This is a genomic window from Limnohabitans sp. TEGF003, from assembly GCF_055395455.1.
This window is the reverse complement of sequence record NZ_AP029225.1, coordinates 2,651,270-2,673,674: the sequence shown is the minus strand read 5'-3', so window position 1 is coordinate 2,673,674 and position 22,405 is coordinate 2,651,270. Positions and strand designations below refer to the sequence as shown.

General features: G+C 61.6%; 19 protein-coding genes and 1 pseudogene. 10 read left to right on the top strand and 10 right to left on the bottom strand.

Features of this window, described 5'->3' with window-relative positions; genetic code table 11:
• The gene (locus ACZ5RT_RS12680) at positions 1-1,419 is read right to left on the bottom strand and encodes a TolC family protein (protein ID WP_464452709.1); all 1,419 of its coding nucleotides are present in this window, start codon (positions 1,417-1,419) and stop codon (positions 1-3) included.
• Positions 1,420-1,512: 93 nt separating this feature from the next.
• Here ACZ5RT_RS12680 and ACZ5RT_RS12675 point away from each other — a divergent pair, with 93 nt between their 5' ends.
• Positions 1,513-2,106 (top strand): TetR/AcrR family transcriptional regulator, encoded by a 594-nt coding sequence (locus ACZ5RT_RS12675; RefSeq protein ID WP_066692010.1) that lies wholly within the window; start codon positions 1,513-1,515, stop codon positions 2,104-2,106.
• A gap of 100 nt (positions 2,107-2,206) precedes the next feature.
• On the opposite strand, the gene ACZ5RT_RS12670 is transcribed toward ACZ5RT_RS12675, so the two are convergent.
• Complete coding sequence (locus ACZ5RT_RS12670; protein ID WP_464452708.1) at positions 2,207-3,157, bottom strand: LysR family transcriptional regulator; 951 nt, start codon at positions 3,155-3,157, stop codon at positions 2,207-2,209.
• Between the two features lie 209 nt (positions 3,158-3,366).
• On the opposite strand from ACZ5RT_RS12670, the gene ACZ5RT_RS12665 reads away from it, so the two are divergent.
• The gene (locus ACZ5RT_RS12665; protein WP_374351360.1) at positions 3,367-3,798 is read left to right on the top strand and encodes a DUF4148 domain-containing protein; all 432 of its coding nucleotides are present in this window, start codon (positions 3,367-3,369) and stop codon (positions 3,796-3,798) included.
• A 465-nt stretch (positions 3,799-4,263) separates the two neighbouring features.
• On the opposite strand, the gene maiA is transcribed toward ACZ5RT_RS12665, so the two are convergent.
• The 5 genes and pseudogenes from maiA to ACZ5RT_RS12640 all read right to left on the bottom strand — a co-directional run bounded on the left by maiA (position 4,264) and on the right by ACZ5RT_RS12640 (position 9,454).
• Positions 4,264-4,899, bottom strand: a complete 636-nt coding sequence (gene maiA / locus ACZ5RT_RS12660; protein WP_464452707.1) for a maleylacetoacetate isomerase — start codon at positions 4,897-4,899, stop codon at positions 4,264-4,266.
• A gap of 4 nt (positions 4,900-4,903) precedes the next feature.
• Positions 4,904-6,259 (bottom strand): annotated as a pseudogene (locus ACZ5RT_RS12655) (MFS transporter).
• A 125-nt stretch (positions 6,260-6,384) separates the two neighbouring features.
• On the bottom strand, positions 6,385-7,086 hold the full coding sequence (locus tag ACZ5RT_RS12650) for a fumarylacetoacetate hydrolase family protein (protein WP_464452706.1): 702 nt from the start codon (positions 7,084-7,086) through the stop codon (positions 6,385-6,387).
• 103 nt (positions 7,087-7,189) lie between these two features.
• Positions 7,190-8,227, bottom strand: coding sequence for a cupin domain-containing protein (locus ACZ5RT_RS12645; RefSeq protein ID WP_464452705.1), 1,038 nt, complete (start codon positions 8,225-8,227; stop codon positions 7,190-7,192).
• An 18-nt stretch (positions 8,228-8,245) separates the two neighbouring features.
• Positions 8,246-9,454, bottom strand: coding sequence for a 3-hydroxybenzoate 6-monooxygenase (locus ACZ5RT_RS12640; protein WP_464452704.1), 1,209 nt, complete (start codon positions 9,452-9,454; stop codon positions 8,246-8,248).
• Between the two features lie 269 nt (positions 9,455-9,723).
• On the opposite strand from ACZ5RT_RS12640, the gene paaZ reads away from it, so the two are divergent.
• From paaZ to ACZ5RT_RS12600, 8 genes are all read left to right on the top strand, one after another.
• A complete protein-coding gene (gene paaZ / locus ACZ5RT_RS12635) occupies positions 9,724-11,769 on the top strand; it encodes a phenylacetic acid degradation bifunctional protein PaaZ (RefSeq protein WP_464452703.1) in 2,046 nt (681 codons plus the stop codon).
• A gap of 134 nt (positions 11,770-11,903) precedes the next feature.
• On the top strand, positions 11,904-12,146 hold the full coding sequence (locus ACZ5RT_RS12630) for a hypothetical protein (RefSeq protein WP_464452702.1): 243 nt from the start codon (positions 11,904-11,906) through the stop codon (positions 12,144-12,146).
• A gap of 96 nt (positions 12,147-12,242) precedes the next feature.
• Entirely contained in the window at positions 12,243-12,455 is a 213-nt protein-coding gene (locus tag ACZ5RT_RS12625) for an acyl-CoA carboxylase biotin carboxyl carrier protein subunit (protein WP_464452701.1), read from the top strand.
• A 9-nt stretch (positions 12,456-12,464) separates the two neighbouring features.
• Complete coding sequence (locus ACZ5RT_RS12620) at positions 12,465-13,205, top strand: GntR family transcriptional regulator (RefSeq protein WP_464452700.1); 741 nt, start codon at positions 12,465-12,467, stop codon at positions 13,203-13,205.
• The gene (locus ACZ5RT_RS12615; RefSeq protein WP_464452699.1) at positions 13,202-14,407 is read left to right on the top strand and encodes a CaiB/BaiF CoA transferase family protein; all 1,206 of its coding nucleotides are present in this window, start codon (positions 13,202-13,204) and stop codon (positions 14,405-14,407) included. The genes ACZ5RT_RS12620 and ACZ5RT_RS12615 overlap by 4 nt, the downstream gene beginning before the upstream one ends.
• A 59-nt stretch (positions 14,408-14,466) precedes the next feature.
• Positions 14,467-15,474 (top strand): Bug family tripartite tricarboxylate transporter substrate binding protein, encoded by a 1,008-nt coding sequence (locus tag ACZ5RT_RS12610; RefSeq protein ID WP_464452698.1) that lies wholly within the window; start codon positions 14,467-14,469, stop codon positions 15,472-15,474.
• Positions 15,471-17,042, top strand: a complete 1,572-nt coding sequence (locus ACZ5RT_RS12605; protein WP_464452697.1) for an acyl-CoA carboxylase subunit beta — start codon at positions 15,471-15,473, stop codon at positions 17,040-17,042. The genes ACZ5RT_RS12610 and ACZ5RT_RS12605 overlap by 4 nt, the downstream gene beginning before the upstream one ends.
• Before the next feature lie 146 nt (positions 17,043-17,188).
• Positions 17,189-17,593, top strand: coding sequence for a YkgJ family cysteine cluster protein (locus tag ACZ5RT_RS12600; protein ID WP_291929729.1), 405 nt, complete (start codon positions 17,189-17,191; stop codon positions 17,591-17,593).
• 54 nt (positions 17,594-17,647) lie between these two features.
• Here ACZ5RT_RS12600 and ACZ5RT_RS12595 read toward each other — a convergent pair whose 3' ends face one another.
• The 3 genes from ACZ5RT_RS12595 to rpoD all read right to left on the bottom strand — a co-directional run bounded on the left by ACZ5RT_RS12595 (position 17,648) and on the right by rpoD (position 22,325).
• Positions 17,648-18,895, bottom strand: a complete 1,248-nt coding sequence (locus ACZ5RT_RS12595) for an ABC transporter substrate-binding protein (RefSeq protein ID WP_464452696.1) — start codon at positions 18,893-18,895, stop codon at positions 17,648-17,650.
• The gene (locus ACZ5RT_RS12590; protein WP_291929725.1) at positions 18,892-19,515 is read right to left on the bottom strand and encodes a Crp/Fnr family transcriptional regulator; all 624 of its coding nucleotides are present in this window, start codon (positions 19,513-19,515) and stop codon (positions 18,892-18,894) included. Before ACZ5RT_RS12590 ends, ACZ5RT_RS12595 begins: the two co-directional genes overlap by 4 nt.
• Positions 19,516-19,799: 284 nt before the next feature.
• Positions 19,800-22,325 carry an RNA polymerase sigma factor RpoD gene (rpoD, locus tag ACZ5RT_RS12585; RefSeq protein WP_464452695.1) on the bottom strand — a complete coding sequence of 842 codons (2,526 nt, stop codon included), beginning with the start codon at positions 22,323-22,325 and terminating at the stop codon, positions 19,800-19,802.
• Positions 22,326-22,405: the final 80 nt, after the last annotated feature.

The following is a 22,405-nucleotide window of genomic DNA, read 5'->3' as shown; positions in this document are numbered from 1 at the left end:
TCATTGCACTTTCAGATCGGCACGAGCCATGTAACTGCCGAATTGATCGGACAGGCCAGACACTTCAAGGAGATCGGCGAGCGCCTTGACATAGTCGTAAGCCGCTTGCGCCTGTTCCGTTTTGGCTTTGGCCAGGTTCACTTCGGCGTCGATCAGTTCCAGCGTGGAGTTGGTACCCGCCTTCTGGCCCTTGGTCTTGAGTTGGAGGACTGCATTGGCCAACTCCAGACTCGGGGTCAGCGCAAGGAACTGGCGCCGGGTTTGGTCGACGGCCATCCAACGTTTCTCGACCAGCAAGGCAATGTCATTTCGGGCTTGCTTGTCCTGGCTGTCCGCCATCTCGATGAGCCGGTGAGAGGCTTCGCTCATTAAGGAGCGGTCCACGCCACCCCACAACCTCCAGCTGACCCCGACGCCCACAACCCAATTGGCCTGGTCCGAGGAGCGCAGTTGGCGTTGGCCAAAGGCGAACACCGCAGGCTTCTTCTGAGACTCTTCCAGCGCATGAATTTGCTCGGCTTCACGCTTCTTGGCAGCCACCTTGGCCAATCCCGGGTGACGTTCCAGGGCCGCGTCAGTGAAGTAGCCGAGCGGCTCGATCGGCGAACTGATCACGAACAGCGGGCTCATCGGTTGAATCCGCTCAGCGTTGCGAAGGGTTCTGGCCAACGCCGTCGACGCCAACTCAGCGTCATCCCGGGCCTTCAGGGCGTTACGCTTGGCATCCTCCATCGCTGCGCGAGCCTGGAGTCGCTCGACCTGTGCGACAAGGCCTGCTTCCAGCATTCGCTGCGTGGCGGCGTCATGCTCCAGGACGGTCCGGTAGGCCACTTCACGCAATCCGGCGGCGCGTTCAGCCAGTTGGGCGCCGAAGTAGCGCTGCACGAACTCATTGAACACTTCCTGTTGTACCTGGCGGCCGTCTGCCCGGGCCTCTTCGGTTTTGGCTTGCAAGGCCTGTTTGATTGCCGTGGTGGCGCCACCGGTGTAGATCGGCAATATGGCCGAGACGGATGAGGTATTGCCACTGCGCTGCGTGCTCAGATCGAGGCTGTTCGGAAGTGGCGGCAAGTGTGCCAAACCGGTAGCCAGCGGCGCCGGCAACGCTGCAATCGACGAACCGATCGTGTGCGTCAGGGGGGTCAGATCAATGCCCTGTACGGCGCCCTGGAAGCGGAAAGCCGCAGCTCCTGCGGTCACCACGGGACCACCCAGATGCCGAGTGGCCTGCTCTTTTAATTGTGCGCTCTCAACAGAAAAGCGAGTCATTGCCAGGCGATCTGAATTGGCTTGCAGTCGATGGGCGGCTTCTTCGAAGTTGAGAGCTTCGGCATGTGTCAGCGTGGGAAGGCAAGCTGCCACCCCCATCAAGGCACTGAGTGTCAGCCTGGCAAGCAATCGATTTTGTTGATTCAACATGGCATTCTCTAGTTCGGTACCAATTGGTACCATAATCAAAATTCTACGCCGATTTTCGGTACTGTCAAGTACCGAGCATGAGATACTCGAACCATGAGCCGACCACAGATCCCTGACGATGAACACCGCACCCGGTTGCTGGAGGGAATGGCACGCGCGGTCACTGCTCACGGGTACGCGCAACTCACGACTTCAGACATCGTTCGCGAGGCGAATGTGTCCAAGAGGACCTTCTACCAATACTTCAAGGACAAGACCGACTGCCTGATCGCGCTGTTCAACCACTCTGCGCAAAAGATCGAGGCCACGCTGCGTGCCAGCATCGATCCCAAGCGAGATTGGAGTTCGCAGATTGATCTGACCATCAGGCTCTATCTGGAGACCTTGGCCGCCAATCCCTTGCTACTGCGCGCGTTGTTTGTGGAGATCCTTGCGCTTGGACCTGCTGGGCTGGTCGCCAGGCGCTTGGCAATGGAAAGACTAGCGGGGGTACTTCTGGCGGCCGCCGCCAACCATCGCTCAACTCCGATCCCGCAATGGCTGGCCACTGGGCTGATTGGTGGAATCAACGAAATGGTGCTGCAGCACATCGAGCAAGACCAGATTGCCCATTTGCCCCGATTGAGCAACCAAGCCGCCGCATTCATGAAAAACGCACTCCAAACCCGTGTGATGGAACCGACCTAGCGCGTCGATGGTCAGTCTGCAGGCGTCCATCGACACGCTTTCTCCATTTGAAGGCATCTGAAAATTTCAGGCTGAACCGCGGCCCGCGTGCGTCGGTGGCTCAACCAACGGAATCCGCTTTCGTTGAAGTGAATGCCTTCAAGGCCTTGTCGGTCTGAAGCTTTGTTTGCTCGATCAGATACTCCAGAAAAACCCGTGTCCGGTCGGGAATGAACTTACGGCTCGGCAATGCCGCATACAAGGCCAGCCGCCCTGTGATCCAGGGAGAGAGCACCCGAACCAAAGTGCCTTGTGAGAGGTAAGGTGCCGCGATATCCAAGGGCAAAGACATGATGCCGGCGCCATCAAGCGCAGCGCGCAACAGCGTGTCCATGTGGTTGGACAACAAAACAGGCTGAACTTCCACATCCTGCCATTGTTCTTCTCGTTGAGGACTCCACAAACGCCAAACGCGTGGTCGGGTTTGGGGCGATTTCAATCTCAGGCAATCATGGTGCGCCAGCTCCGCTGGCCTGCGTGGCTCCCCACGGCGCTGCAGGTAAGCCGGCGAAGCGACCAGGAAAGCTTCTGACTCGATGACCTTGCGCGCCACGATGTCAGCGTCGAAGTTGTCATCGGTGCCGAGCAAGGTGATGTCGAAGTCCTCAATGGCTGGCTCGGTCACGGGCGACACATGCAGCTCGATCCGCACCGCAGGGTACTGGCTGCGAAAGCGGCCCAGCAAAGGCGCGACAACATAGGTGGCCAGCAGGGGCGGCGCTTGGATTCGCAGTACGCCGGCCATCTCGGTGGTGTGCGAACTCGCCATCGCATCGGCATCATCGATGTCCTGCAGGATGTGGCGTATGCGGCTGAGGTATTGCTGGCCAGCCTCGGTGAGTGAGAGGCGCCGAGTGGAGCGCTGCAACAGCCTCGTGCCCAAGTGTTCTTCCAGGTCGGCTACGAGCCGGGTGACCACGGGGGCCGACATGTCCAGCGCCCGCGCTGCAGCGGCAAAGCCGCCCTCGTCCACCACGCTCTCAAAAACACGCATCGACTGCAGTCGGTCCATCCAGCGCTCCTTACAGGCTCTTCAAGAGCTTGCATTATTTCTCTTTTGGAAATGACCCAATGTTTTATTGGCTGTTTTTCCCTCGAATCAGAAATTTTAAAGTTCATCCCATCGATGCAGTGCTTTCCACACGAAGGTCCATCGACCCGGCCAGAAGCTCTGTCATGTTGACAGATCGGCCGTTTCTTGAAACCGAAAGGAAACCGATCATGAACCGCTATACCCTCTCCGCCCTGACCCTTGCCGTGGCAGCCCTGTCCGCTGGCCATGCCCTGGCCTTTGATGCTTCGGCCCCCAAAACCCGCGAACAGGTCAAGGCTGAATTGGCCGAAGCCATCCGCACCGGCGACATCGTGGTCGACCAAGAGAGCGGCAAGAAAGCCAATGAACTTTTCCCTGGCCGCTACGCGGCCAAACCGGTCGTCGAAGCTAAGACCCGCGAGCAAGTCAAAGCCGAGCTGGCCGAAGCCATCCGCACCGGCGACATCGTGATCGACCAAGAGAGCGGCAAGAAAGCCAATGAACTTTTCCCTGGCCGCTACCCGGCCAAACCGGTGGCCCAGGGCAAGACACGCGAACAGGTCAAGATCGAACTGGCCGAAGCCATCCGCACCGGCCAAATGCCGGTCATCACCTACTGAACTGACCACTGCCATCGGGCAGCATGACTTCGGTGTGAATGCACGCAGTCCACGCCGGGGTCATTGAAATCAGTGAATTCGGCGCTCAGCGCCGCGTTCACTGGAGCCGGGCAAGCCGCATAGATGGTTCGGGATGATGCTAGATCGCTGAGATGCAGCCACATGGCCATGTCGTGCTGGGCGCGCCGATGCACGAGTTCGGCCTGCCTGCATACCTGCTTTGGCATCTCCGGGGAAATCTAGGACTTTTGCAGGTCCGCTGATTTGCGGCCGAACGCCTGTTCTGAACTTCGCTATTAACCAGGAGCGGAAGTTCATTGTGGGTTCGTCGACGACCGCATCGGGTCGTGTCCGGACCATCGCAGCGGATTTAAGTAGGTTGCCTAACTCTACAGAACAGAATTGGCTTCCCAGCGTTTCATCAAAAAAGGGCCCCTGGGGGCCCTTGCTTTTGAGGCGTGTCGCTCAGGCATCCGGCTGCTGACCCGGCGCAGCCTTTTGAAAGGCCTCCAGTGTCATACAAGCCTTTTCTACCGCCATGATCTGCGGCCATTGCGTCAGGTCCACTTTGAATCGGCGGGCGCTTTCGACCTGGGGGATCAGATACACATCGGCAATGGTGGGCGTGTCGCCAAAACTGAAGCGGCCACGCTGTGTGTCGGCCGCGATCAGCGCTTCGTAGGCGTCAAAGCCTGCGCTGATCCAGGTGGCGCACCAGGCGTTCACCGCTTCTTCGTTGGCTCCGAACTGCTTGCGCAGGGTTTCCAGAATGCGACGGTTGTTGATGGGGTGGATGTCGCAGCCGACGATGGCGGCCAGGGCACGCACATGGGCGCGTTGGTTGACATCGGTGGGCAGCAGCGCGGGCGTAGGGTATTTTTCTTCCAGCCATTCGATGATGGCGGGCGACTGGATCAGCACCTGCTCACCCGTGTCGAGCGCGGGCACCAGCTGCTGCGGGTTGACCGCTTTGAAGGCGTCTTTCAGATGTTCTTCCACCCGCAGATCGACGGCCACATAGTCGGTGGCGATGCCTTTGAGGTTGAGGGCGATGCGCAGGCGGTGCGAGGTGCCGCTGCGGAAAAAGTTGTAGAGTTTCATGGGGTCAGTTCCTTGCGGGGGTGGACAAAGCATGTGGGGTCCGGGCGTGCCGTGTGGGTGCTGGCAGCGCATTGCGCGACAGCGGCACCAGCAAAGTGAGCAACATGCCCAACAGGCCCAGACCGGCCAGGATATAGAAAATATAGTCGAGTTCCAGTCCGGCCCCGATCAGCAAGCTTCCGAGCAAAGGACCACCAATGCCGCCGACGCGCCCAAAGCCTGCGCACCAGGCCACGCCGGCTGCACGCACATTCGTGCGGTAGTAATTGGCGACAAAGCCGTAGATCAGGGTTTGCGTGCCGCTGGTGCCCAGACCGACCACGGCCACCACCGCCAGCAGGGCGGCCAACTCGAAGTTGAAGATCAGCACCACCAGCGCGGCGGCACCCGTGGCAAAGCTGGCCGCCACCACCGGCTTGGGACCAAAGTGGTCGGCCGCGCGTGAGGCCGCCAGCGCGCCAAAGAGCGAGCCGCCATTGAGCACTGCCAAAAAGGACAGCGAGCCTTTGGCGTTGTAGCCCGCACGCAGCATCAGCTCGGGCAGCCAGGTGTTGAGCGAGTACACCAGCAGCAAGCCGGTGGCGCTCATGCAACCCAAGACCAGTGTGGGGAACAGGTAGTCGCGGCTGAACAGACCCGCGAAGCCGCTCTTGCCGGTGCTGCGCGCAGTGGTGGCCTGGTGGCTGGCCACAGGGATTTCCACGCCGGTGCGCTCGGACAGCGCACGCGCTTCCTCTAGGCGTCCACGGGCGGCCAGCCAGGCGACCGATTCGGGCATCTTGAAATACGCCAGCGGCAGCAGGGTGACCATCGGAACAGCGCCGATCCAGAACATGCCGCGTCAGCCGATGTGTTCCAGCAGCAAGATGGCCAGCACCGCCGACAGCAGGCTGCCCAGCGGAATGCTCCCGTTGCAAATGGCGATGTAGAGGTTCTTGCGGTCCTTGGGTGCGTATTCGGACACCAGCGCTGCCGTGGTGGCCACCAAGGAGCCGATGCCGATGCCCGTGACAAAGCGCATCCAGCCAAAGGTCTGGGTGCTGGTGGATAAGGCTGTCAGGCCCATGCCGACCGAGAACCAGGCGTAAGAGGCCAGCATGACTTTGCGCCGCCCGATGATGTCGCCCACCGAACCGGCCAAAAACGCGCCGACAGCCTCACCAAACAAGGCGTAGCTGCCCAAGGCTCCGGCGATGCCGGGGGTCACGGTGCCGATCTGGCTGGCATCGCGTAAAAAGGTGGAGACCACGGCGCCATAAACGACCAGGTCGTAGCCGTCAAAAATTAGGCCCACGGTGGCCAGAACCAGCACCCAGCGCACGGTGCTTAAGCGTCGGGCTTCCTGCCCGGAGTCGTTCATCGGTGTCATTGCTTGTGTGTGAAAAAAGCGCGTTTTTGGCATTCGGACGCGAAAAAACCCCTTCGACCATCCCGGGGATGGCCGAAAAGGCATCAACAAGAGAGTGGGGGTAGCCTGAGTGGTGCTTACTCGGCAGCGCCGATGGTCAGGGCGATTTCGGCCACACCTTCGACGCGGCCGGTGATCTTGTCACCGCTCACCACGGCACCCACGCCTTCGGGCGTGCCGGTGTAGATCAGGTCGCCGGGTTGCAGGTGGTAGTAGGTGGACAGGTCGGTGATGATTTCGCGGATGTTCCAGATCAGCTTGTCCACGTTGGATGACTGCTTGGTGGCACCGTTAACTTCCAGCGCAATCGCGCCGTGCTCGATCACCACGCCGGGCATGGGCACGATCTCGGAGCAGACCGAGCCTTCTTCGATGTCCTTGCCGGTGTCCCAGGGGCGGCCTTTGTCACGCGCCACCAGTTGCAGGTCGCGGCGTGTCATGTCCAGCCCCGCGGCGTAGCCATAGACCAGCTCATGCGCATTGGCATCGCTCACGCGAAAGCCTGCTTTGCCAATGGCCAGCACCAGTTCCATCTCGAAGTGGTAGTTGTTGGTGCGGGGTGGGTAGGCGATGGTGGCGCCGCTCTCCACCAGGGTCTGGGGCGACTTGGTGAAGTAGAAGGCTTGCTCGACGCTCTTGTCGACGGGGCGGCCCATCTCGACGGCGTGCGCATGGTAGTTGCGGCCCACACAGAAAATGCGGTTGATCGGGAAGCGCTCGGTTTTGCCACGAATGGGCAGGGACTGGACGGCGGGGGGATTGAAGAGATAAGAGGTCATGGGGTTGTTCAATAAAAAGGCAGTGATGCCGAAAAAATCCAGCTGTCATGCCCGACTTGATCGGGCATCCATGGATCCTCGGGTCAAGCCCGAGGATGACCAATCAGCCGCGGTTCTCGTAAACACCGAGCTTGCGGTGCAGGGGCGATTCGTCGGCGATGAAGATGAAGGCGGCTTGGTTCGCGTTCAGGTTTTTCAGCGTCACGGCTTCGTAGCCCGGGGCGCAGCAGGTGTCGGCTTCGGCCAGGGTGAAGGTGCTGTTCACGATCTGCGCTTGCACAGCGCCTTCGATCACGTGGAACACCTGTGCCGGTGAGCGGGCAGGCAAGCGCAGCGTCTGGCCGGGGCGCAGCATCAGGGCGTAAAAGCCCAGGATGTTTTCTGCATCGCCACCGGTTTCGGGGTTCACGTAGGTGACCTGTACTTGCTCCAGCGCGGCGTCGTCCGAAGCCATGGCTTCCAGTGCGGCCTTCGCGTCTTTCCAGGCGTAGCGCAGCATGGGGTAAGCCTTCTTGCTGCGCTCGAACACATGGCTGGGCACCACGCCGCCACGGGCGTATTGCTTGTCGCCCTGGCCAGGCACCACGGTCTGGCGCTCGCCGTTGATGTGGTAGCTGGCCTCCATGTAATAGACCAGCGGCAGGTCCAGCACATCCAGCCAGATGACGGGATCGGTGCCGTCGTGGCCGTGTTCGTGCCACAGGCCTGTGGGCGTGAGGATCAAGTCGCCTCGGCTCATCGGGCACTTCTCGCCGTCCACCGTGGTGTAAGCGCCTTCGCCTTCGACGATCATGCGCACCGCGTTGGGCGTGTGGCGGTGGCTGGGGGCCCATTCGCCGGGCATGAGTAATTGCATGCCCAAATACATGGCGGCAGAAGCCTGCATTTTTTCCAGGCCGTGGCCGGGGTTGGCCAGCACCAGCACGCGGCGCTCGGCTTTTTCAATCGGGGTCAGCTCGCCCGCTTTGAGCAAGAGCGGCTTGATGTCCTTGTAGGCCCAGCAGGTGGGCTGGGTCTGGCGGGTGGGCACCTTGGGGGGCAGCACGCCGCGCAGGCTGGGCCACAGGGGCACCAGGTTCAGGTTTTTCAGATCGTCGCGGTAGTCCTGCGGCAGGTCTTCGAGTTTTCCGAGTTCTTGCATGAAAGGTCTCCTTGGGGTTCAGTCCTGGGCCAGGCAGTTGTTGACGTTCCAGCCATACAACCATTCGATCGCATCATAGAAGCGCTCTTGGGTGCGGCCTTTCCACAGCGAGTTGCGGATCAGACGCTCCACGCCAGCGGCGTGGTACAGGCGGCCCATTTCGCGGCCCGACAGCACGATGCGGGCGGTGCGCGCCACGCGTGAACGCTCGTACAAAGCCAGGGCCTTCGTCCAGTCGTTGTTGTTCACGCGCAGGGCTTCGCCCAGCGTGACGGCGTCTTCCATCGCCATGCACGCGCCTTGCGCCATGTACTGCGTGGTGGGGTGGGCGGCGTCGCCCAGGATGGTGGCGCGGCCAAACACCCAGGTGCCAATCGGCTCGCGGTCGGCGGTGGCCCAGCGCTTCCAGGTCTTGGGCAACTCGATCAACTGGCGTGCCTTGGGGCTGATGCCCTGGAAGTAGCTCTCGACTTCTTCCTTGGAGCCGTCGGTCACGCCCCAGGTTTCTTGCTGGCGGCTGTGGAAGGTCACGACCACGTTGTACTGTTCACCGCCACGCAACGGGTAGTGCACCAGGTGGCACTTGGGGCCAGCCCAGAGGCTGGCGGCGTTCCACTGCAGGTCCTTGGGGAAGTCCTTCTTGTCGACCACGGCGCGGTACACCACATGGCCGGTCACGCGGGGTGGGTCGTTCACATACTGCTGGCGCACCACCGACTTGCCGCCGTCGGCACCGATCAGGGCCTGGCCTGTCCAGCGCTTGCCGTTCTGGTCGATGGCGGTGACGGTGTTGTTGGCTTCGTCCTGTTCGATGGAGACGATGCGGGTGTTGGTGTGGAACTGGACCTTGCCGGTTTCCTGTGCGCCTTCGAGCAGTGACAGGTGCACGTCCACCCGGTGGATCACGGCGTAGGGGTTGCCAAAACGCTTGCGGAAGGCTTCGCCGGTCTCGATCTTGCCGACCTGGTACTCGTCGATGGCGTCGTGCATGACCATGTAGTCGGTGTACACAGCGCGGCCCCGGGCCTTGTTGCCCACGCCCAATGCGTCAAAGGCGTGGAAGGCGTTGGGACCGAGCTGGATGCCCGCGCCGATCTCGCCGATCTCGGGGGCTTGTTCCAGCACCGTGACCTCAAAGCCCTGGCGGACCAGGGCGAGGGCGGCGGCCAGACCGCCAATGCCACCGCCTGCGACGATGACGGGAAGTTGAGAAGGCGCAGTGCTCATGGAAACTCCAACAGGTGAACATGAAGAAAGTGGTGAGATTATAAGCATGCATACTAATTTTCTAAAACCATGGCGGCTGGTCTTTTGATTAGGGTAAACCCCTGGTTAATTGGCTGTGATCTGGCGTCTTTGAAGGACTGGGCAGCCTCCAAAAGTCAGCCCTTCGAATTCTTGTTGGGCTCAAAGGGCAAACCGACTAGAATTCCCCGACCGCTCGGTTGGTTAATTCTTGTGGACCGGGCTTTGTTCTTTTCTGAAAGCATCTTCCCATGTCCCAAGTCCTGCAAAGTTTCATCGGTGGCCAGTGGATCGGCCAGCAAGGCGCGCAGCAGCTGCGCAGCGCCCTCAACGGCCAGACCGTTTACCAAACCCACGCCGAGGCCATCGACTTTGGCGACGCGGTGCACTACGCCCGCACCGTGGGCCTGCCCAATTTGCTGAAACTGGACTTTCAGGAACGCGCCCAGCGCCTCAAGGCCCTGGCCAAGTACCTGGGCGAGCACAAAGAGCAGCTCTACGCCATCTCGGCCCACACGGGTGCCACGCGCGCCGACAGCTGGGTGGACATCGAAGGCGGCGCGGGCACTTTGTTTGCCTATTCCAGCATCGGGAGCAACGAGCTGCCCAGCGGCAACCTGATCCACGAAGGCCCGGCGTTCCCGCTCGGCAAAAAAGGTGGCTTTGCGGGCACGCACATCCTGGTGCCGCGTGGCGGCATCGCGGTGCACATCAACGCCTTCAACTTCCCGATCTGGGGCCTGCTCGAAAAATTCGCGCCCAGCTTTTTGGCGGGCATGCCCTGCATCGGTAAACCCGCTTCGTCCACCAGCTACCTGACCGAAGCCATGGTGCGCCTGGTCGAGCAATCGGGCATCCTGCCTGCGGGTTCGCTCCAGCTGGTGATCGGCTCCACCGGTGACCTGCTCGACCGTTTGAACGGCCAGGATGTGGTGACCTTCACCGGCTCGGCCGACACCGCTGCCATGCTGCGCGTGCACCCCAATGTGATCAAACACAGCATCCCCTTCAACGCCGAGGCTGACTCGCTCAACTGCGCCATCCTCGCGCCCGATGTCACGCCCGACGACGAAGAGTTTGATTTGTTCGTCAAAGAAGTCGCGCGCGAGATGACCGTCAAGGCCGGTCAGAAATGCACCGCGATCCGCCGCGCCATCGTGCCGCGCCAGCACCTGGACGCTGTCGCTGAAAAACTCATGGCACGACTGGCCAAAGTGGTGGTGGGTGACCCGTCGGTCGAAGGCGTGAAGATGGGGGCTTTGGCCTCGCATTCGCAGCAGGCTGATGTGGCCGAGCGCGTGGCTCTGCTGCGCCAAAGCGCCGAGCTGGTGTTTGGCGGCGGTGCCGATTTCAAACCCGAGGGGCAGGGCGTCGAAGGCGGCGCCTTCTTCCAGCCCACGCTGCTGCTGTGCCAGAAACCTCTGCAAACCGACAGCGTGCACGACGTGGAAGCCTTCGGCCCCGTGAGCACGCTCATGGCGTATGACGGCATCGACGAAGCGCTGCAGCTGGCCGCACGCGGTCAGGGCAGCCTGGTCGGCACGCTGGTGACCAAAGACCCTCTAACCGCAGCCCGAGTGATCCCGGTGGCGGCCGCCTTGCATGGCCGCTTGCACATCCTGGACCGCGAATCGGCGGTGGAATCCACAGGCCACGGCTCGCCTCTGCCGCCCCTCAAGCACGGCGGCCCCGGCCGCGCAGGTGGCGGTGAAGAGCTCGGCGGCATCCGCGCCGTCAAGCACCTGATGCAGCGCACCGCGCTGCAGGGCTCGCCCACCATGATCGCCGCTGTGACGGGCGAGTACATGCGCGGCGCCAAACTCATCGAGACCGAGGTTCACCCCTTCCGCCGTTACTTTGAAGACCTGCAGATCGGCGAGAGCCTGCTCACCCACCGCCGCACTGTGGGCGAGGCCGACATCGTGGCCTTTGGCGGCCTGTCGGGCGACTATTTCTACATGCACTTCGACGAGATCGCCGCCAAGGATTCGCCATTTGGCAAACGCATCGCGCACGGCTACTTCGTGCTGTCGGCCGCTGCGGGCCTGTTCGTCTCGCCAGCACCCGGCCCGGTGCTGGCCAACTACGGTCTGGACACGCTGCGCTTCGTCAAGCCCGTGGGCATCGGCGATACCATCCAGGCTCGCCTGACAGCCAAACGCAAGATCGACCGCCAAAAGAAAGACGCCAACGGCGTGGGGCAGGGCGTGGTCGCTTGGGATGTGGAAGTGACCAACCAGCTGGGCGAAGTAGTGGCCAGTTACGATATCCTGACGCTGGTGGCCAAGAAGGGCTGATGGGGTTTGGCCATGGTGCCTGGCTAACCCATGGTGTAAACGCAGCCCCGCTAGCTGGTGCCTCAGGCTTTGCGGCCAACACGTCTTCGGCCTGTGTGGTCGGGCTGCGCCCGATCTTTTCATGACGGGTTCGCATGCATGCGGCCACGCTCAACCGGGTGGACCTTTGCATGCGCGACAGCGACGCTGGCATCACCCCTACGCTGCCTCAGATTATGGGCATCGATGGCGCGGGCGTGGTCGTTGGAGTTGATGGAGATTCAACGGCTGACACGGCGAGAAACGAGGTGACGCGGCAGTCCGTGGATCGCCACGCAGCACTCGCGATGGCATCGTCACCTGCGTTGCCGCCAGCGGCGGTCCGCCTGCGCGATTGAGCCGTGGGCCGGGGGGCAGTTTTTCAAGGGTTTTCCTGTATGGCGTTGTTTTTAATATTGTTAACAATCTGATTGTTCATATTAAAAAATCAAGCCATGAAAAAAGTCTTTTCCGAAATCACCGGCAGTATCTGGAAGGTCGAGGTGCAGCCCGGCGCCAGCGTCGAGGCCGGGCAGACCCTGCTGATCGTTGAATCCATGAAGATGGAAATCCCGATCGAATCACCTTCGGCGGGCACGGTTCGCGAGGTGCTGGTGGCCGAAGGCGAGGCGGTTCAAGACGGGCAGTGGCTCGTCACACTCGACTGAAAGGTTGCCATGAACCCCCAGGACATTCCGCAAAACTTGTTGGCCGATTGGGAGAGTGCGGTCGCGTTTCGGCTGTTTGCCGATCAGGACGTTCCGACACTGACCGTGCCCGAGCAGATCGCGGCGCGGTTGGGCGAGCGCATTTTGGAGGAACGGTTGCAGCCCGGTGAGCGCATTGCCGAGCAGGAGTTGGCCGACGAGTTTCAGGTCAGCCGCGGGCCGGTGCGTGAGGCGATCCGCATCCTCGAACGCGAGGGCTTGGTCACGCTGCTGGCGCGTCGCGGCGCGATCGTGACCGAGCTCACGGCGCAGGAGTTGACCGAGCTGCTGGACATCCGCGCAGGCCTGTTCGAGGTGGCCGTGCGCCGCCTCATGGACCAGCCCAATCCGAACCTCGTGCCGTTGATGCTGAGCGGCACCCAACGCCTGCAAGCGCTGGCTCAAGACGCAGATGCAGGCGAGCAATACGCCGAGACCACCTACCGCCTGCTGATTCTGGTGGCTCGGCTGACCGGCAACCGCCGTTTGCAGCGCATGCTGACCTCGATTTCGCTGCAAACCCTGCGCTACAGCAAGCTGGGTCTGGCTTCGCCGGAGCGGCGGCAACGCTCGGCCCAGCTCTGGGGCCAAGCGGTGCTGGCGCTGGAGGCCGGGGATGTGGATGCCGTGGTTCGGCTCACGCGCCAGCGCTTGGACGAGTCGGCGCAGGAGGCGGTGCGCCTTTTGGGCCAGCGGGGAGTGCGCGCATGAACGCCGCTGTCCATCCGGAAACCGGCGCAGCGCTGGCGCAGCGCCAGGGCCCGCTGACCGACCTCAAGGTCATCGAGGTCTGCACCACCATTGCCGGGCCTGCCTGCGCCCGGTTGCTGGCTGACTTTGGCGCCGACGTGATCAAGATCGAACCGCCCGAGGGCGATCCGGTGCGGCAGATGGGGCAGCACATCGACAACGTGTCGCTGTACGCGGCATCCATCCTGCGCAATAAGCGCTCTGTGGTGCTCGACCTCAAGACACAGCAGGGTCGCGAGCTGGCTTTCGAGCTGATGGCGCGCGCCGACATCGTGATTGAGAACAACCGCCCCGGCGTCATGGAGCGCCTGGGCTTGTGCTACGAGGCGCTGTCGGCACGCAACCCGGGCCTGGTCATGGTGCGGATCAGCGGCTTCGGCCAGGACGGGCCTTATGCCGCTCAGCCCGGCTACGGTGCGATCTGCGAAGCGGTGGGTGGCGTGCGCCACATGACAGGCGACCCCGACCGGCCGCCCGCCCGGGTGGCACTGGCCACGACCGATTATTTGTCTTCGGTTTATGCTGCCTTTGGTGCCATGGCTGCCATCCATGCGCGCCAGCACACGGGCAAGGGCCAGGTGGTTGATGTGGCTCTGTACGAGGCCGCCTTCACGCAAATGGAGCCCATCGTGCCCGCGCACGACAAACTGGGCATCGTGCCGATGCGCGAGGGTGCCAACCTGCCGTCGATGGCACCCAACAGCTCGTATCCGGCGCGTGACGGCGGTTGGGTGCTGATCGCGGCCAACAGCCAGCCGATCTGGCAACGCCTGGTGGCGTTGATGCAAAAGCCGTATCTGCTGACCGACCCGCGCTTCGAGACCATCCAAGTGCGTGGCAAGCCCGAAAACATGCGGGCCATTGACGCCATCATTGCCGACTGGAGCCGGGGCTTTGAAACCGCTGCGCTGGTGCAGATGCTGCAGCAGGCCCAGGTGCCAGCCACGCAGGTCTACACGATTGCCGACATCTTTCAGGACCCGCATTTCCGGGCGCGACAGATGCTGCAGCAGGTGCCGCACCCACAGCTGGGCCACACCGTGCAGACCGGCATCGTGCCGCGCCTGTCGGCCACACCGGGTGCCATCGTGCGCACCGGCCCGAGCCTCGGGCAGGACACCGCGCAGGTGCTGCAGGAACTCGGCTTGCCGCCTGTCGCCTGAGCGGCGAGGCCAGCCGACTTGCACCTGTTGTACTTTTCCCTGACCTGAAAGGAAACCCCATGAACACACTGATTGACCGCCGCCAGGCGCTGGGCCTGATGGCTGGCACGGCACTGATGCCGTTGACACCGGCAGCCCTGGCCAATGAAACCGGCTGGAAACCGTCCGAAATGATCCGCTACGTGATCGGCGTGGCCCCGGGCGGCTCGGTGGACCTGTATGCCCGTGGCATCAAGACCGTGCTCGAAAAAATGCAGCTGCTGCACGGCCAGACCGTGCTGTCCGACAACAAGCCGGGCGCTGCAGGCTTGCTTTCGCTGCAGCAGCTGCAGCGTAACCGGGGCAATGCACACCACCTGGGCACCTTCCACACTGGCAGCATCGCCGGTCAGGTCACAGGCATTCTCAAGGCGGACATGCGTGAATTCGTGCCGGTGGCCATGCTGGTCGAAGAAACCTCGCTGGTGGCTGTGCGCGCCGACAGCCCGCTGCGCAACGTGCAGGACCTGCTGACGCGCATCAAGCAGGACCCGGGTGGAATCAGCTTTGCGGTGGCTCCCACCCGCGGGCTCAACACCCATCTGGCGTTGGCCAAGCCGCTGAAGGCGGCGGGTGTGGCCGTTGACAAGCTCACCGTGGTGCCGTTTCGCTCCTCGGGCGAATCGATGACCGCGTTGCTCGGCGGTAATGTGGACGTGGTCTCGGCCACCAGCCCCACGGTCATGCCTCAGGTGCAGGCTGGCAAAGTGCGTGTGCTGGCCAGCGCGGCAGCTCGCAGGGGCACCGGTATGTTCGCGGGGATTGCGACCTGGCGTGAGCAGGGCGTGGCGGCCGATTACGTCAGCTACAACGGGGTGCTGCTGCCCGGTGGCGTGGACGCCGAGCAGATCCAGTTCTGGGAAAACGCCTTGCGCAAGGTGTCTGAATCGGCTGAGTGGAGGGCCATGGTCGAGAAGTCGGGCAACCAGCCGATCTTCAAAGGCTATGTGGATTCGCACCGCTACCTGGAAACCGAACTGAGTGAAACCCGTGCGCTGGTGGCTACTTTGGGACTGGGGGCCGCATGACAGCTTGGACATCATTTGAGCCTGCGGGCGAGTGGGCCGTTGAATTGGGCGAGCTGCAGACGCGCCGTGCCCATGCCCTCGCCATGGGCGGCGCCGAGGCGTTGGCGCGTTTCAAGGCCACTGGGCGCATGAATGCCCGCGAGCGCATTGACCAGCTGTTGGATGCCAACACCTTTCGCGAACTGGGCGCACTGGCCGGTAAGGGTCGCTACAGCGCTGATGGCACTTTTGAGCGGTTGGAGCCGACCAACGCTATTGTCGGCACTGGCCGCATCGACGGCCAAAAGGTGGCGCTGCATGTGGACGACTTCACCATCCGTGCTGGCTCGTCCGAAGCCACGATTGCCGACAAGTGGATTTACATCGAGCGCATGGCTCACCAGCTGCGCATGCCGCTGGTGCGTCTGGTCGATTCGGCCGGTGGCAGCGTCAAGTTGCTGATGCAGATCGGGGGGACCAAGATCCCCGAATACCCCAGCTGGCCCGCACAGGAGCTTCTCAAGACGGTGCCGGTGGTGGGCGTGGCACTTGGGGCCTGCGTCGGGCAAGGGGCGGTCAAGGTGTTGTCCTCGCATTTCTCGGTGATGGTGCGTGAGCAGGCTCAGGTCATGGCCGCTGGTCCGCATGTGGTGCGCCAGGCCTATGCGCAAGAGGTTGACAAGAACGACCTGGGCGGGCACGGGGTGCACCGCAAGAGCGCGCTGGTGCACAACGAGGCCGAAGACGAAGCCGATGCGCTGGCTCAGGTTCGCCGCTTTCTGAGCTACCTGCCACGCAGCAGGTACCACCTCGCGCCAGTGACCACGCCCCAGGATGACCCCTGGCGCGCCGACGATTGGCTCAAGGACGCGATCCCGCGGGATCGCCGCAAGATCTACGACCCGCGCAAGATCCTGGCCTCGGTCATGGATGCTGGCTCTCTGTTCGAAATCGGGCGTTACCAAGGTGGCTCGGTCATCACCGCGCTGGCGCGCCTGAATGGCATACCCGTGGGTGTGATCGCCAACGACCCCAAGGTGCAGGGCGGTGCCATGACTCTGCAAGCTGCTTACAAGATGGAGCGGCATGTCAATCTCTGCAGTCTGTTTGGTTTGCCGGTGGTGAACTTTGTGGACCAGCCAGGCAACCAGACCGGACTGGAGGCCGAAATCGATGGCACGCTGCTGGGTGCGCTGCGCGTGGGCGAGGCGCTGCACGCCTGCCAGTCGCCGTGGGTGTCGATCCTGATGCGCCGCTGCTTTGGCATGGCCGGTGCCCTGCACGGACCCAAATACGGCGAGGCACTGAACCTGCGCTACGCCTGGCCCTCGGCACGTTGGGGCTCGATCCCGATCGAGGGGGGTGTGATGGCGGCTCACAAAGCCGAGATCGACGCCGCACCCGACCCTGCCGCCAAGCGCGCCGAGCTGGAGGCTTTCTACCTCCACATGACTTCGCCTTTCCGCACGGCCGAGAAGTTCGGCATTCTGGACATCATTGACCCCCGTGAAACCCGTGCTATTTTGTGTGACTGGGTGGAGGACGCATGGGAAGCGGTCAAGGCTGGACGGGTCAGTGAGGGTGTTTGATGCCGCCGCTTCAAAGCGCGTGAAAGGGGTCTGCGGCCAAGGGCACCCATGCTGGCATGGGTGGTCCAACGACATTTCATGACTTCGGCCTGAATTCGTCCATGCACAGGCAGATTGATCTCGTGCGTGCGGGGATAATCCCTCGCATGAGATCTCCTATCGCCGTTGTCGACGTTGACCGTTGCGAAACCTGGACCCGTTACAAGGCCGGGCTGTGCGACACCTGTGCGGCCAACTGCTGCACCATGCCGGTGGAGGTCAAGCTGGCCGACCTGGTGCGGCTGGAGTTGGTGGATCCGTTTGAGGCCGAGCACGAAGACCCCAAACAGATCGCCAAACGGCTCTCCAAAGCCGGGCTGATCGAGCACTTCAACTTCAAGAACAGCATCTTCAGCCTGGCGCGCCGCGCCAGTGGCGATTGCCAGTTTCTGGACGCCAAGACCCGCCGTTGCACGGTGTACGACAAACGGCCCAACACCTGCCGCCTGCACCCACAGGTGGGGCCTCGCCCCAACCACTGCCCTTACGGCCACAAGGCCCAGTCACGGTAAGTCGCACAGGACCTCAAAGGTGGCCACAAGTCCGCCAGAGACTTGGCGGGTGGCTCATTGCGGGATCAGTTGGCCGGAGGGCGTGAGCTTGACGAACAGCACTTGCGATTTGTCCAGCGCGTCATGCCGCTGGGGCGTGAAGGCTTTGGCGTAATGCCTCACCGCCCCGTTGAAAGGGGGCAATTTTTCCAGCGCGTCCCTGATTTTTGCCGGCTCGGTGGTTTGGGCCACTTCGATGGCGCTGGCCAGCAGATGCACCGTGTCATATGCGTGTGCCGCACCCACCGGGCTGGGGATGTCGTGCGTGCTTTTGAGGGCGCTTTTCTTCAAAATCCAATCGGCCAGATAAACCGCGCGAGGCCGCCTGTTGTGGATGAAGCTGAAGGTCTGGATGAAGTCGACGTTGACCAGGGGCAACGCGTTTTGGGCCAATTCGTGCAGCGTGCCGCCCGCCGCACCCCAATGCGACACCACAGGCAGACGCTGGCTGCGCTGTTGTTCGGCCATTTCCTTGATCAGAGTGGCCCCTTCCTTTTCATTGCCCACGAAGAGCAGACCTTGGGTGCGGGCGTCCAGGCAGCCTTGGTATTGGCTTTTCAGCGAGGCATCACCCCAGTTGTACCAACGCACCACCGGAAAACGGATCATGCTCTGCGCCGATTTGTCCTGAATCACGCGCTCTGCGGACCGTCCCCACGCGGTGTTGGGCAAGATGGCACAGGCTTGCTGGACTTTGTACTTGGTGGACAGCCGTTTCATCATCGCTTCCACCCCCCAATCGTCCTTGAGCGAGACCCGAAATGAGTAAGACGGTTGGTGTGCATGCTCCGTGATCGGGTCGGCAGAGCCCCAGACACTGATCAAGGGCACGCCCAGACGATGCGCTTCGGGCAGCATTTCCACACTGATCGGGCTGTATTTGCCGCTCAGGACCGCCACCAAATCGGGTGTGCTGGCCAACTGGATGAAGTTGTCTTTGCCTCGGGCGGCAACGCCTTTGTTGTCGGTGGTGATCAGTTTCAGCGGTCGGCCCTGCAGCACCCCGCCCGCTGCGTTGATCTCTTCCATGGCGGCCTGGATGCCCCATTCGATGGCCATGGCCGAGGTGTTGGTTTTTTGTCCGAACGCATCGTCAAAGCCGATCCAGACGGGTGACTTGGGGGCAGCCGCTGCGCTGGGTGGTGCGGCGTGCGCAGCGCATGCACTGGCCGCCATGGCGACAGCGGTGGCGAGCCGCGCAAAAAATGGACGCAAGTGACAAGGCATGCCGGGTTCTTTGGAGGCGGTGAGCAGGGTTGTCAATGCTTCAAGGCCGGGTTCATGACCCGGTAGCACTCGCAGGCACGCGCTTCCAGTTCAGGCCGATTCAGCACCCTGAGTTGTCCGCGGCTGATTTCCAGCAAGCCTTCCTGGCTCAGTTTGCCAGCGGTCAAAGTGACCGATTCGCGGCGAATGCCCAAGCTGTCGGCAATTTCCTGGTGCGTCACCTGCAGCACTTCGCCTTGTGTTTTGTCCAGCGTGTTCATGAGCCAGCGGATCACCTGCTGTTCATTGCTGTGTCTGCTGCTGCAAACCGTGGGCATCGCGATCTGCAAGATCATCTGGCGTGTGACGGCCATCCAGATTTTCAAAAAAGAGCGGTCCTGGCTCAGCTCCGACTGAAAGACGGTGAGGGGCAATTTGTAGGCCAATCCTGCAAACTTCACGCGCGCTCGGCTGAAGTTCTGATTGCCACCCATCACGCCACTGCCGACCATGCCCTCTTTGCCGATCAGCACAATCTCTGCCGAGGTGCCATCCGAGATGTCGATTTCCATCGCAATGATGGCGGTCACAGGAAAGTAGACGAACTGAATGGCCTCATAGGGCCTGAAAATCAACTGACCGGGCTCCAAGCCAACCAGTTGAAAACTGTCAAGCAATCTTTCATATTTATCAATTTTTAATTGAGAAATCATGAGATTGCAGGCCGGACTCAACATTTATTGTCCTTATCGACGTTGATGCGGTGAAGTATAGGTAGTTTTCATCATTTTTATGTTCGTTGCCGTACATATGCGAAATAAGTTCGTGGGGCCTGCTGTTTTTCTTTTTTGATTATTTTGATCCTTTGATGGGTTCTTTGTCGCTATGCACGCACGACACATCATAAAAAAAGCCCCCCGGCTTGTCAGCCGGGAGGCTTGGTGCTGTCGTCTGCAGTGGCTTACATCGTGTCGATGAAGCTGCGCAGCTTGTCACTGCGGCTGGGGTGCTTGAGCTTGCGCAGCGCCTTGGCTTCGATCTGACGGATGCGTTCGCGCGTCACGTCGAACTGCTTGCCCACTTCTTCCAGCGTGTGGTCGGTGGACATTTCGATGCCGAAACGCATGCGCAGCACTTTGGCTTCGCGGGGCGTGAGGCTGTCCAGAATGTCTTTGACCACATCGCGCAGACCCGCTTGCAGGGCCGCGTCGATGGGCGCGGTGTGCGTGCTGTCTTCGATGAAATCGCCCAGGTGGCTGTCGTCGTCGTCACCGATCGGCGTTTCCATGGAGATCGGCTCTTTGGCGATCTTCATGATCTTGCGGATCTTGTCTTCCGGGATTTCCATCTTCTCGGCCAGGATGGAGGCATCGGGCTCGAAGCCGAATTCCTGCAGGTGCTGGCGCGAGATGCGGTTCATCTTGTTGATGGTCTCGATCATGTGCACCGGGATGCGGATCGTGCGGGCCTGGTCCGCAATCGAGCGGGTGATGGCCTGGCGGATCCACCAGGTGGCGTAGGTCGAGAACTTGTAGCCACGGCGGTATTCGAACTTGTCCACCGCCTTCATCAGGCCGATGTTGCCTTCCTGGATCAGGTCCAGGAACTGCAGGCCGCGGTTGGTGTACTTCTTGGCGATCGAGATCACCAGGCGCAAGTTGGCCTCGATCATCTCTTTCTTGGCATCGCGGCTGGCACGCTCGCCCGCGTTCATGCGCTTGTTGATGTCTTTGAGCTCGTCGAGCGGCACCACCACCTGGGCTTGCAGGTCGATCAGTTTTTGCTGCAGGTCCTGCACGGGCGGGATGTTGCGGCCCATGACGGCGCTCCAGCTCTTGCCTGCGGCGGCCTGCTTTTCGATCCACTTCAGGTTGAGCAGCTGCGATTCGACGCGCTTGCCGTTTTTGTCACGGCCGCTGAATTCGGCAATGAACTGCTCTTGCGGGTAGCCGCACTTGTCCACGATGATGCGGCGCAGCTCGCGCTCTTTCTTGCGCACGTCGTCCACCTGGGCGCGCACCATGTCGCACAGCTTTTCAATGGTTTTGGCGGTGAAGCGGATGGTCATCAGCTCTTCCGACAGGGCGGCCTGGACCTTGTTGTAAGCGGGGGTGCCCCAGCCTTCCTTGTCGTACACCTTGTGCACTTTTTCGAAGTACTCGGTGATCCGGTCAAAGCGTTCGAGGGCCTGGTTTTTCAGCTCTTCGAGCTTCTTGGTCAGGGCCTTGGAGCCGCCTTTGCCGTCGTCGTCATCGGCTTCGTCGAATTCGTCGAAGTCTTCTTCGGCCACATAGTCGTCGGCTTCGTTGAGGTTGGCGAAACCGTCGACCACAGTGGAGATGACGACCTTGCCTTCACGGATTTCATTGGCCATGCGCAGGATTTCGGCGATGGTGGCAGGCGACGCACTGATCGCGGCCATCATGTCCATCAGGCCGCCTTCGATGCGCTTGGCGATTTCGATTTCACCTTCGCGGGTCAGCAACTCCACCGTGCCCATTTCGCGCATGTACATGCGCACAGGGTCGGTGGTGCGGCCGAATTCGCTGTCCACCGTGGACAGAGCGGCTTCGGCGGCTTCTTCGGCTTCTTCTTCGGTCGAGCCCGTGGGCGCGTTGTCCGTGATGATCAGGCTCTCGGCGTCGGGCGTTTGCTCGTACACCGCCACACCCAGGTCGTTCAGGGTGGCGATCACCACTTCCAGGGTTTCGGCATCGACCAGTTTGTCGGGCAGGTGGTCGCTGATTTCGCCGTTGGTGAGGTAGCCGCGTGTCTTGCCCAGCTTGATCAGGGCTTTCAGACGGTCGCGGCGCTGCTTCATCTCGGCTTCGGTCAGGACGGTTTCGTCCAGGCCAAATTCCTTCATCAAGGCGCGCTCTTTCGCCTTGCTGATCTTCATGCGCAGGGGTTTGACTTTTTCGGCGGTCTCGGAGCCGCTTTCAACAACCGGTTCGCCTTCGAGGTCGGCTTCGATGTCCAGATCGTCGTCCAAGCTGGGCTCGGCAATGCTGCCTTTTTTCTTCGGGCCGCGTTTGGCACCGGTCACGGCTTTTTTGGCAGCGGGCTTTTTCTCGGTAGCCGGGGCAGCGGCTTTGGCTGCTTTGGCAGGTTTTTTCACTTCCACTTCGGCAGCGGCGTCTTTGGCCTTGGCGGTGGATTTTTTCTCGGTCACTTCAGATTTCTTGGCGGGCACGGAGGCGGCTTTCTTGGCAGGCTTGGCAGAAGTTGCCGGGGTTGCCGTTGCTTTGACCTTGCTGGGGGCTGTTTTGGCTGCGGGTTTTGCTGCCGGTTTGGCAGCAGCTTTCGCAGGCACCTTGGCTTTACTCGCCTCGGGGGCGGGCTTCTTGGCCGGTGCTTTGGCAGTCACTTGGCTGGTTGCTTTGGGCTTGGCGGCGGGCGCGGGGGCTTTTTTCGCAACAGCGGTCTTGGCAACGGGTTTGGCTTTGGCAGCGGCCTGGGCAGGCTTCTTCGACTTTTGAGCAGGCATGAACACCTCGGAACATCAAAACAGACAAGGAAACGGACACAGTCAGCGCCAAATACATCCCGGCGCGGGCGTGGGTTGAG

Excerpts from the sequence above, each read along its gene's own strand:
- ACZ5RT_RS12675 (WP_066692010.1), top strand. The coding sequence starts at position 1,513 with ATGAGCCGACCACAGATCCCTGACGATGAACACCGCACCCGGTTGCTG.
- ACZ5RT_RS12680 (WP_464452709.1), bottom strand. The coding sequence starts at position 1,419 with ATGTTGAATCAACAAAATCGATTGCTTGCCAGGCTGACACTCAGTGCC.
- ACZ5RT_RS12650 (WP_464452706.1), bottom strand. The coding sequence starts at position 7,086 with ATGACCTCTTATCTCTTCAATCCCCCCGCCGTCCAGTCCCTGCCCATT.
- paaZ (WP_464452703.1), top strand. The coding sequence starts at position 9,724 with ATGTCCCAAGTCCTGCAAAGTTTCATCGGTGGCCAGTGGATCGGCCAG.
- ACZ5RT_RS12625 (WP_464452701.1), top strand. The coding sequence starts at position 12,243 with ATGAAAAAAGTCTTTTCCGAAATCACCGGCAGTATCTGGAAGGTCGAG.
- ACZ5RT_RS12665 (WP_374351360.1), top strand. The coding sequence starts at position 3,367 with ATGAACCGCTATACCCTCTCCGCCCTGACCCTTGCCGTGGCAGCCCTG.
- ACZ5RT_RS12645 (WP_464452705.1), bottom strand. The coding sequence starts at position 8,227 with ATGCAAGAACTCGGAAAACTCGAAGACCTGCCGCAGGACTACCGCGAC.
- maiA (WP_464452707.1), bottom strand. The coding sequence starts at position 4,899 with ATGAAACTCTACAACTTTTTCCGCAGCGGCACCTCGCACCGCCTGCGC.
- ACZ5RT_RS12605 (WP_464452697.1), top strand. The coding sequence starts at position 15,471 with ATGACAGCTTGGACATCATTTGAGCCTGCGGGCGAGTGGGCCGTTGAA.
- ACZ5RT_RS12620 (WP_464452700.1), top strand. The coding sequence starts at position 12,465 with ATGAACCCCCAGGACATTCCGCAAAACTTGTTGGCCGATTGGGAGAGT.
- ACZ5RT_RS12600 (WP_291929729.1), top strand. The coding sequence starts at position 17,189 with ATGAGATCTCCTATCGCCGTTGTCGACGTTGACCGTTGCGAAACCTGG.
- ACZ5RT_RS12615 (WP_464452699.1), top strand. The coding sequence starts at position 13,202 with ATGAACGCCGCTGTCCATCCGGAAACCGGCGCAGCGCTGGCGCAGCGC.
- ACZ5RT_RS12670 (WP_464452708.1), bottom strand. The coding sequence starts at position 3,157 with ATGGACCGACTGCAGTCGATGCGTGTTTTTGAGAGCGTGGTGGACGAG.
- rpoD (WP_464452695.1), bottom strand. The coding sequence starts at position 22,325 with ATGCCTGCTCAAAAGTCGAAGAAGCCTGCCCAGGCCGCTGCCAAAGCC.
- ACZ5RT_RS12640 (WP_464452704.1), bottom strand. The coding sequence starts at position 9,454 with ATGAGCACTGCGCCTTCTCAACTTCCCGTCATCGTCGCAGGCGGTGGC.
- ACZ5RT_RS12610 (WP_464452698.1), top strand. The coding sequence starts at position 14,467 with ATGAACACACTGATTGACCGCCGCCAGGCGCTGGGCCTGATGGCTGGC.
- ACZ5RT_RS12630 (WP_464452702.1), top strand. The coding sequence starts at position 11,904 with ATGCATGCGGCCACGCTCAACCGGGTGGACCTTTGCATGCGCGACAGC.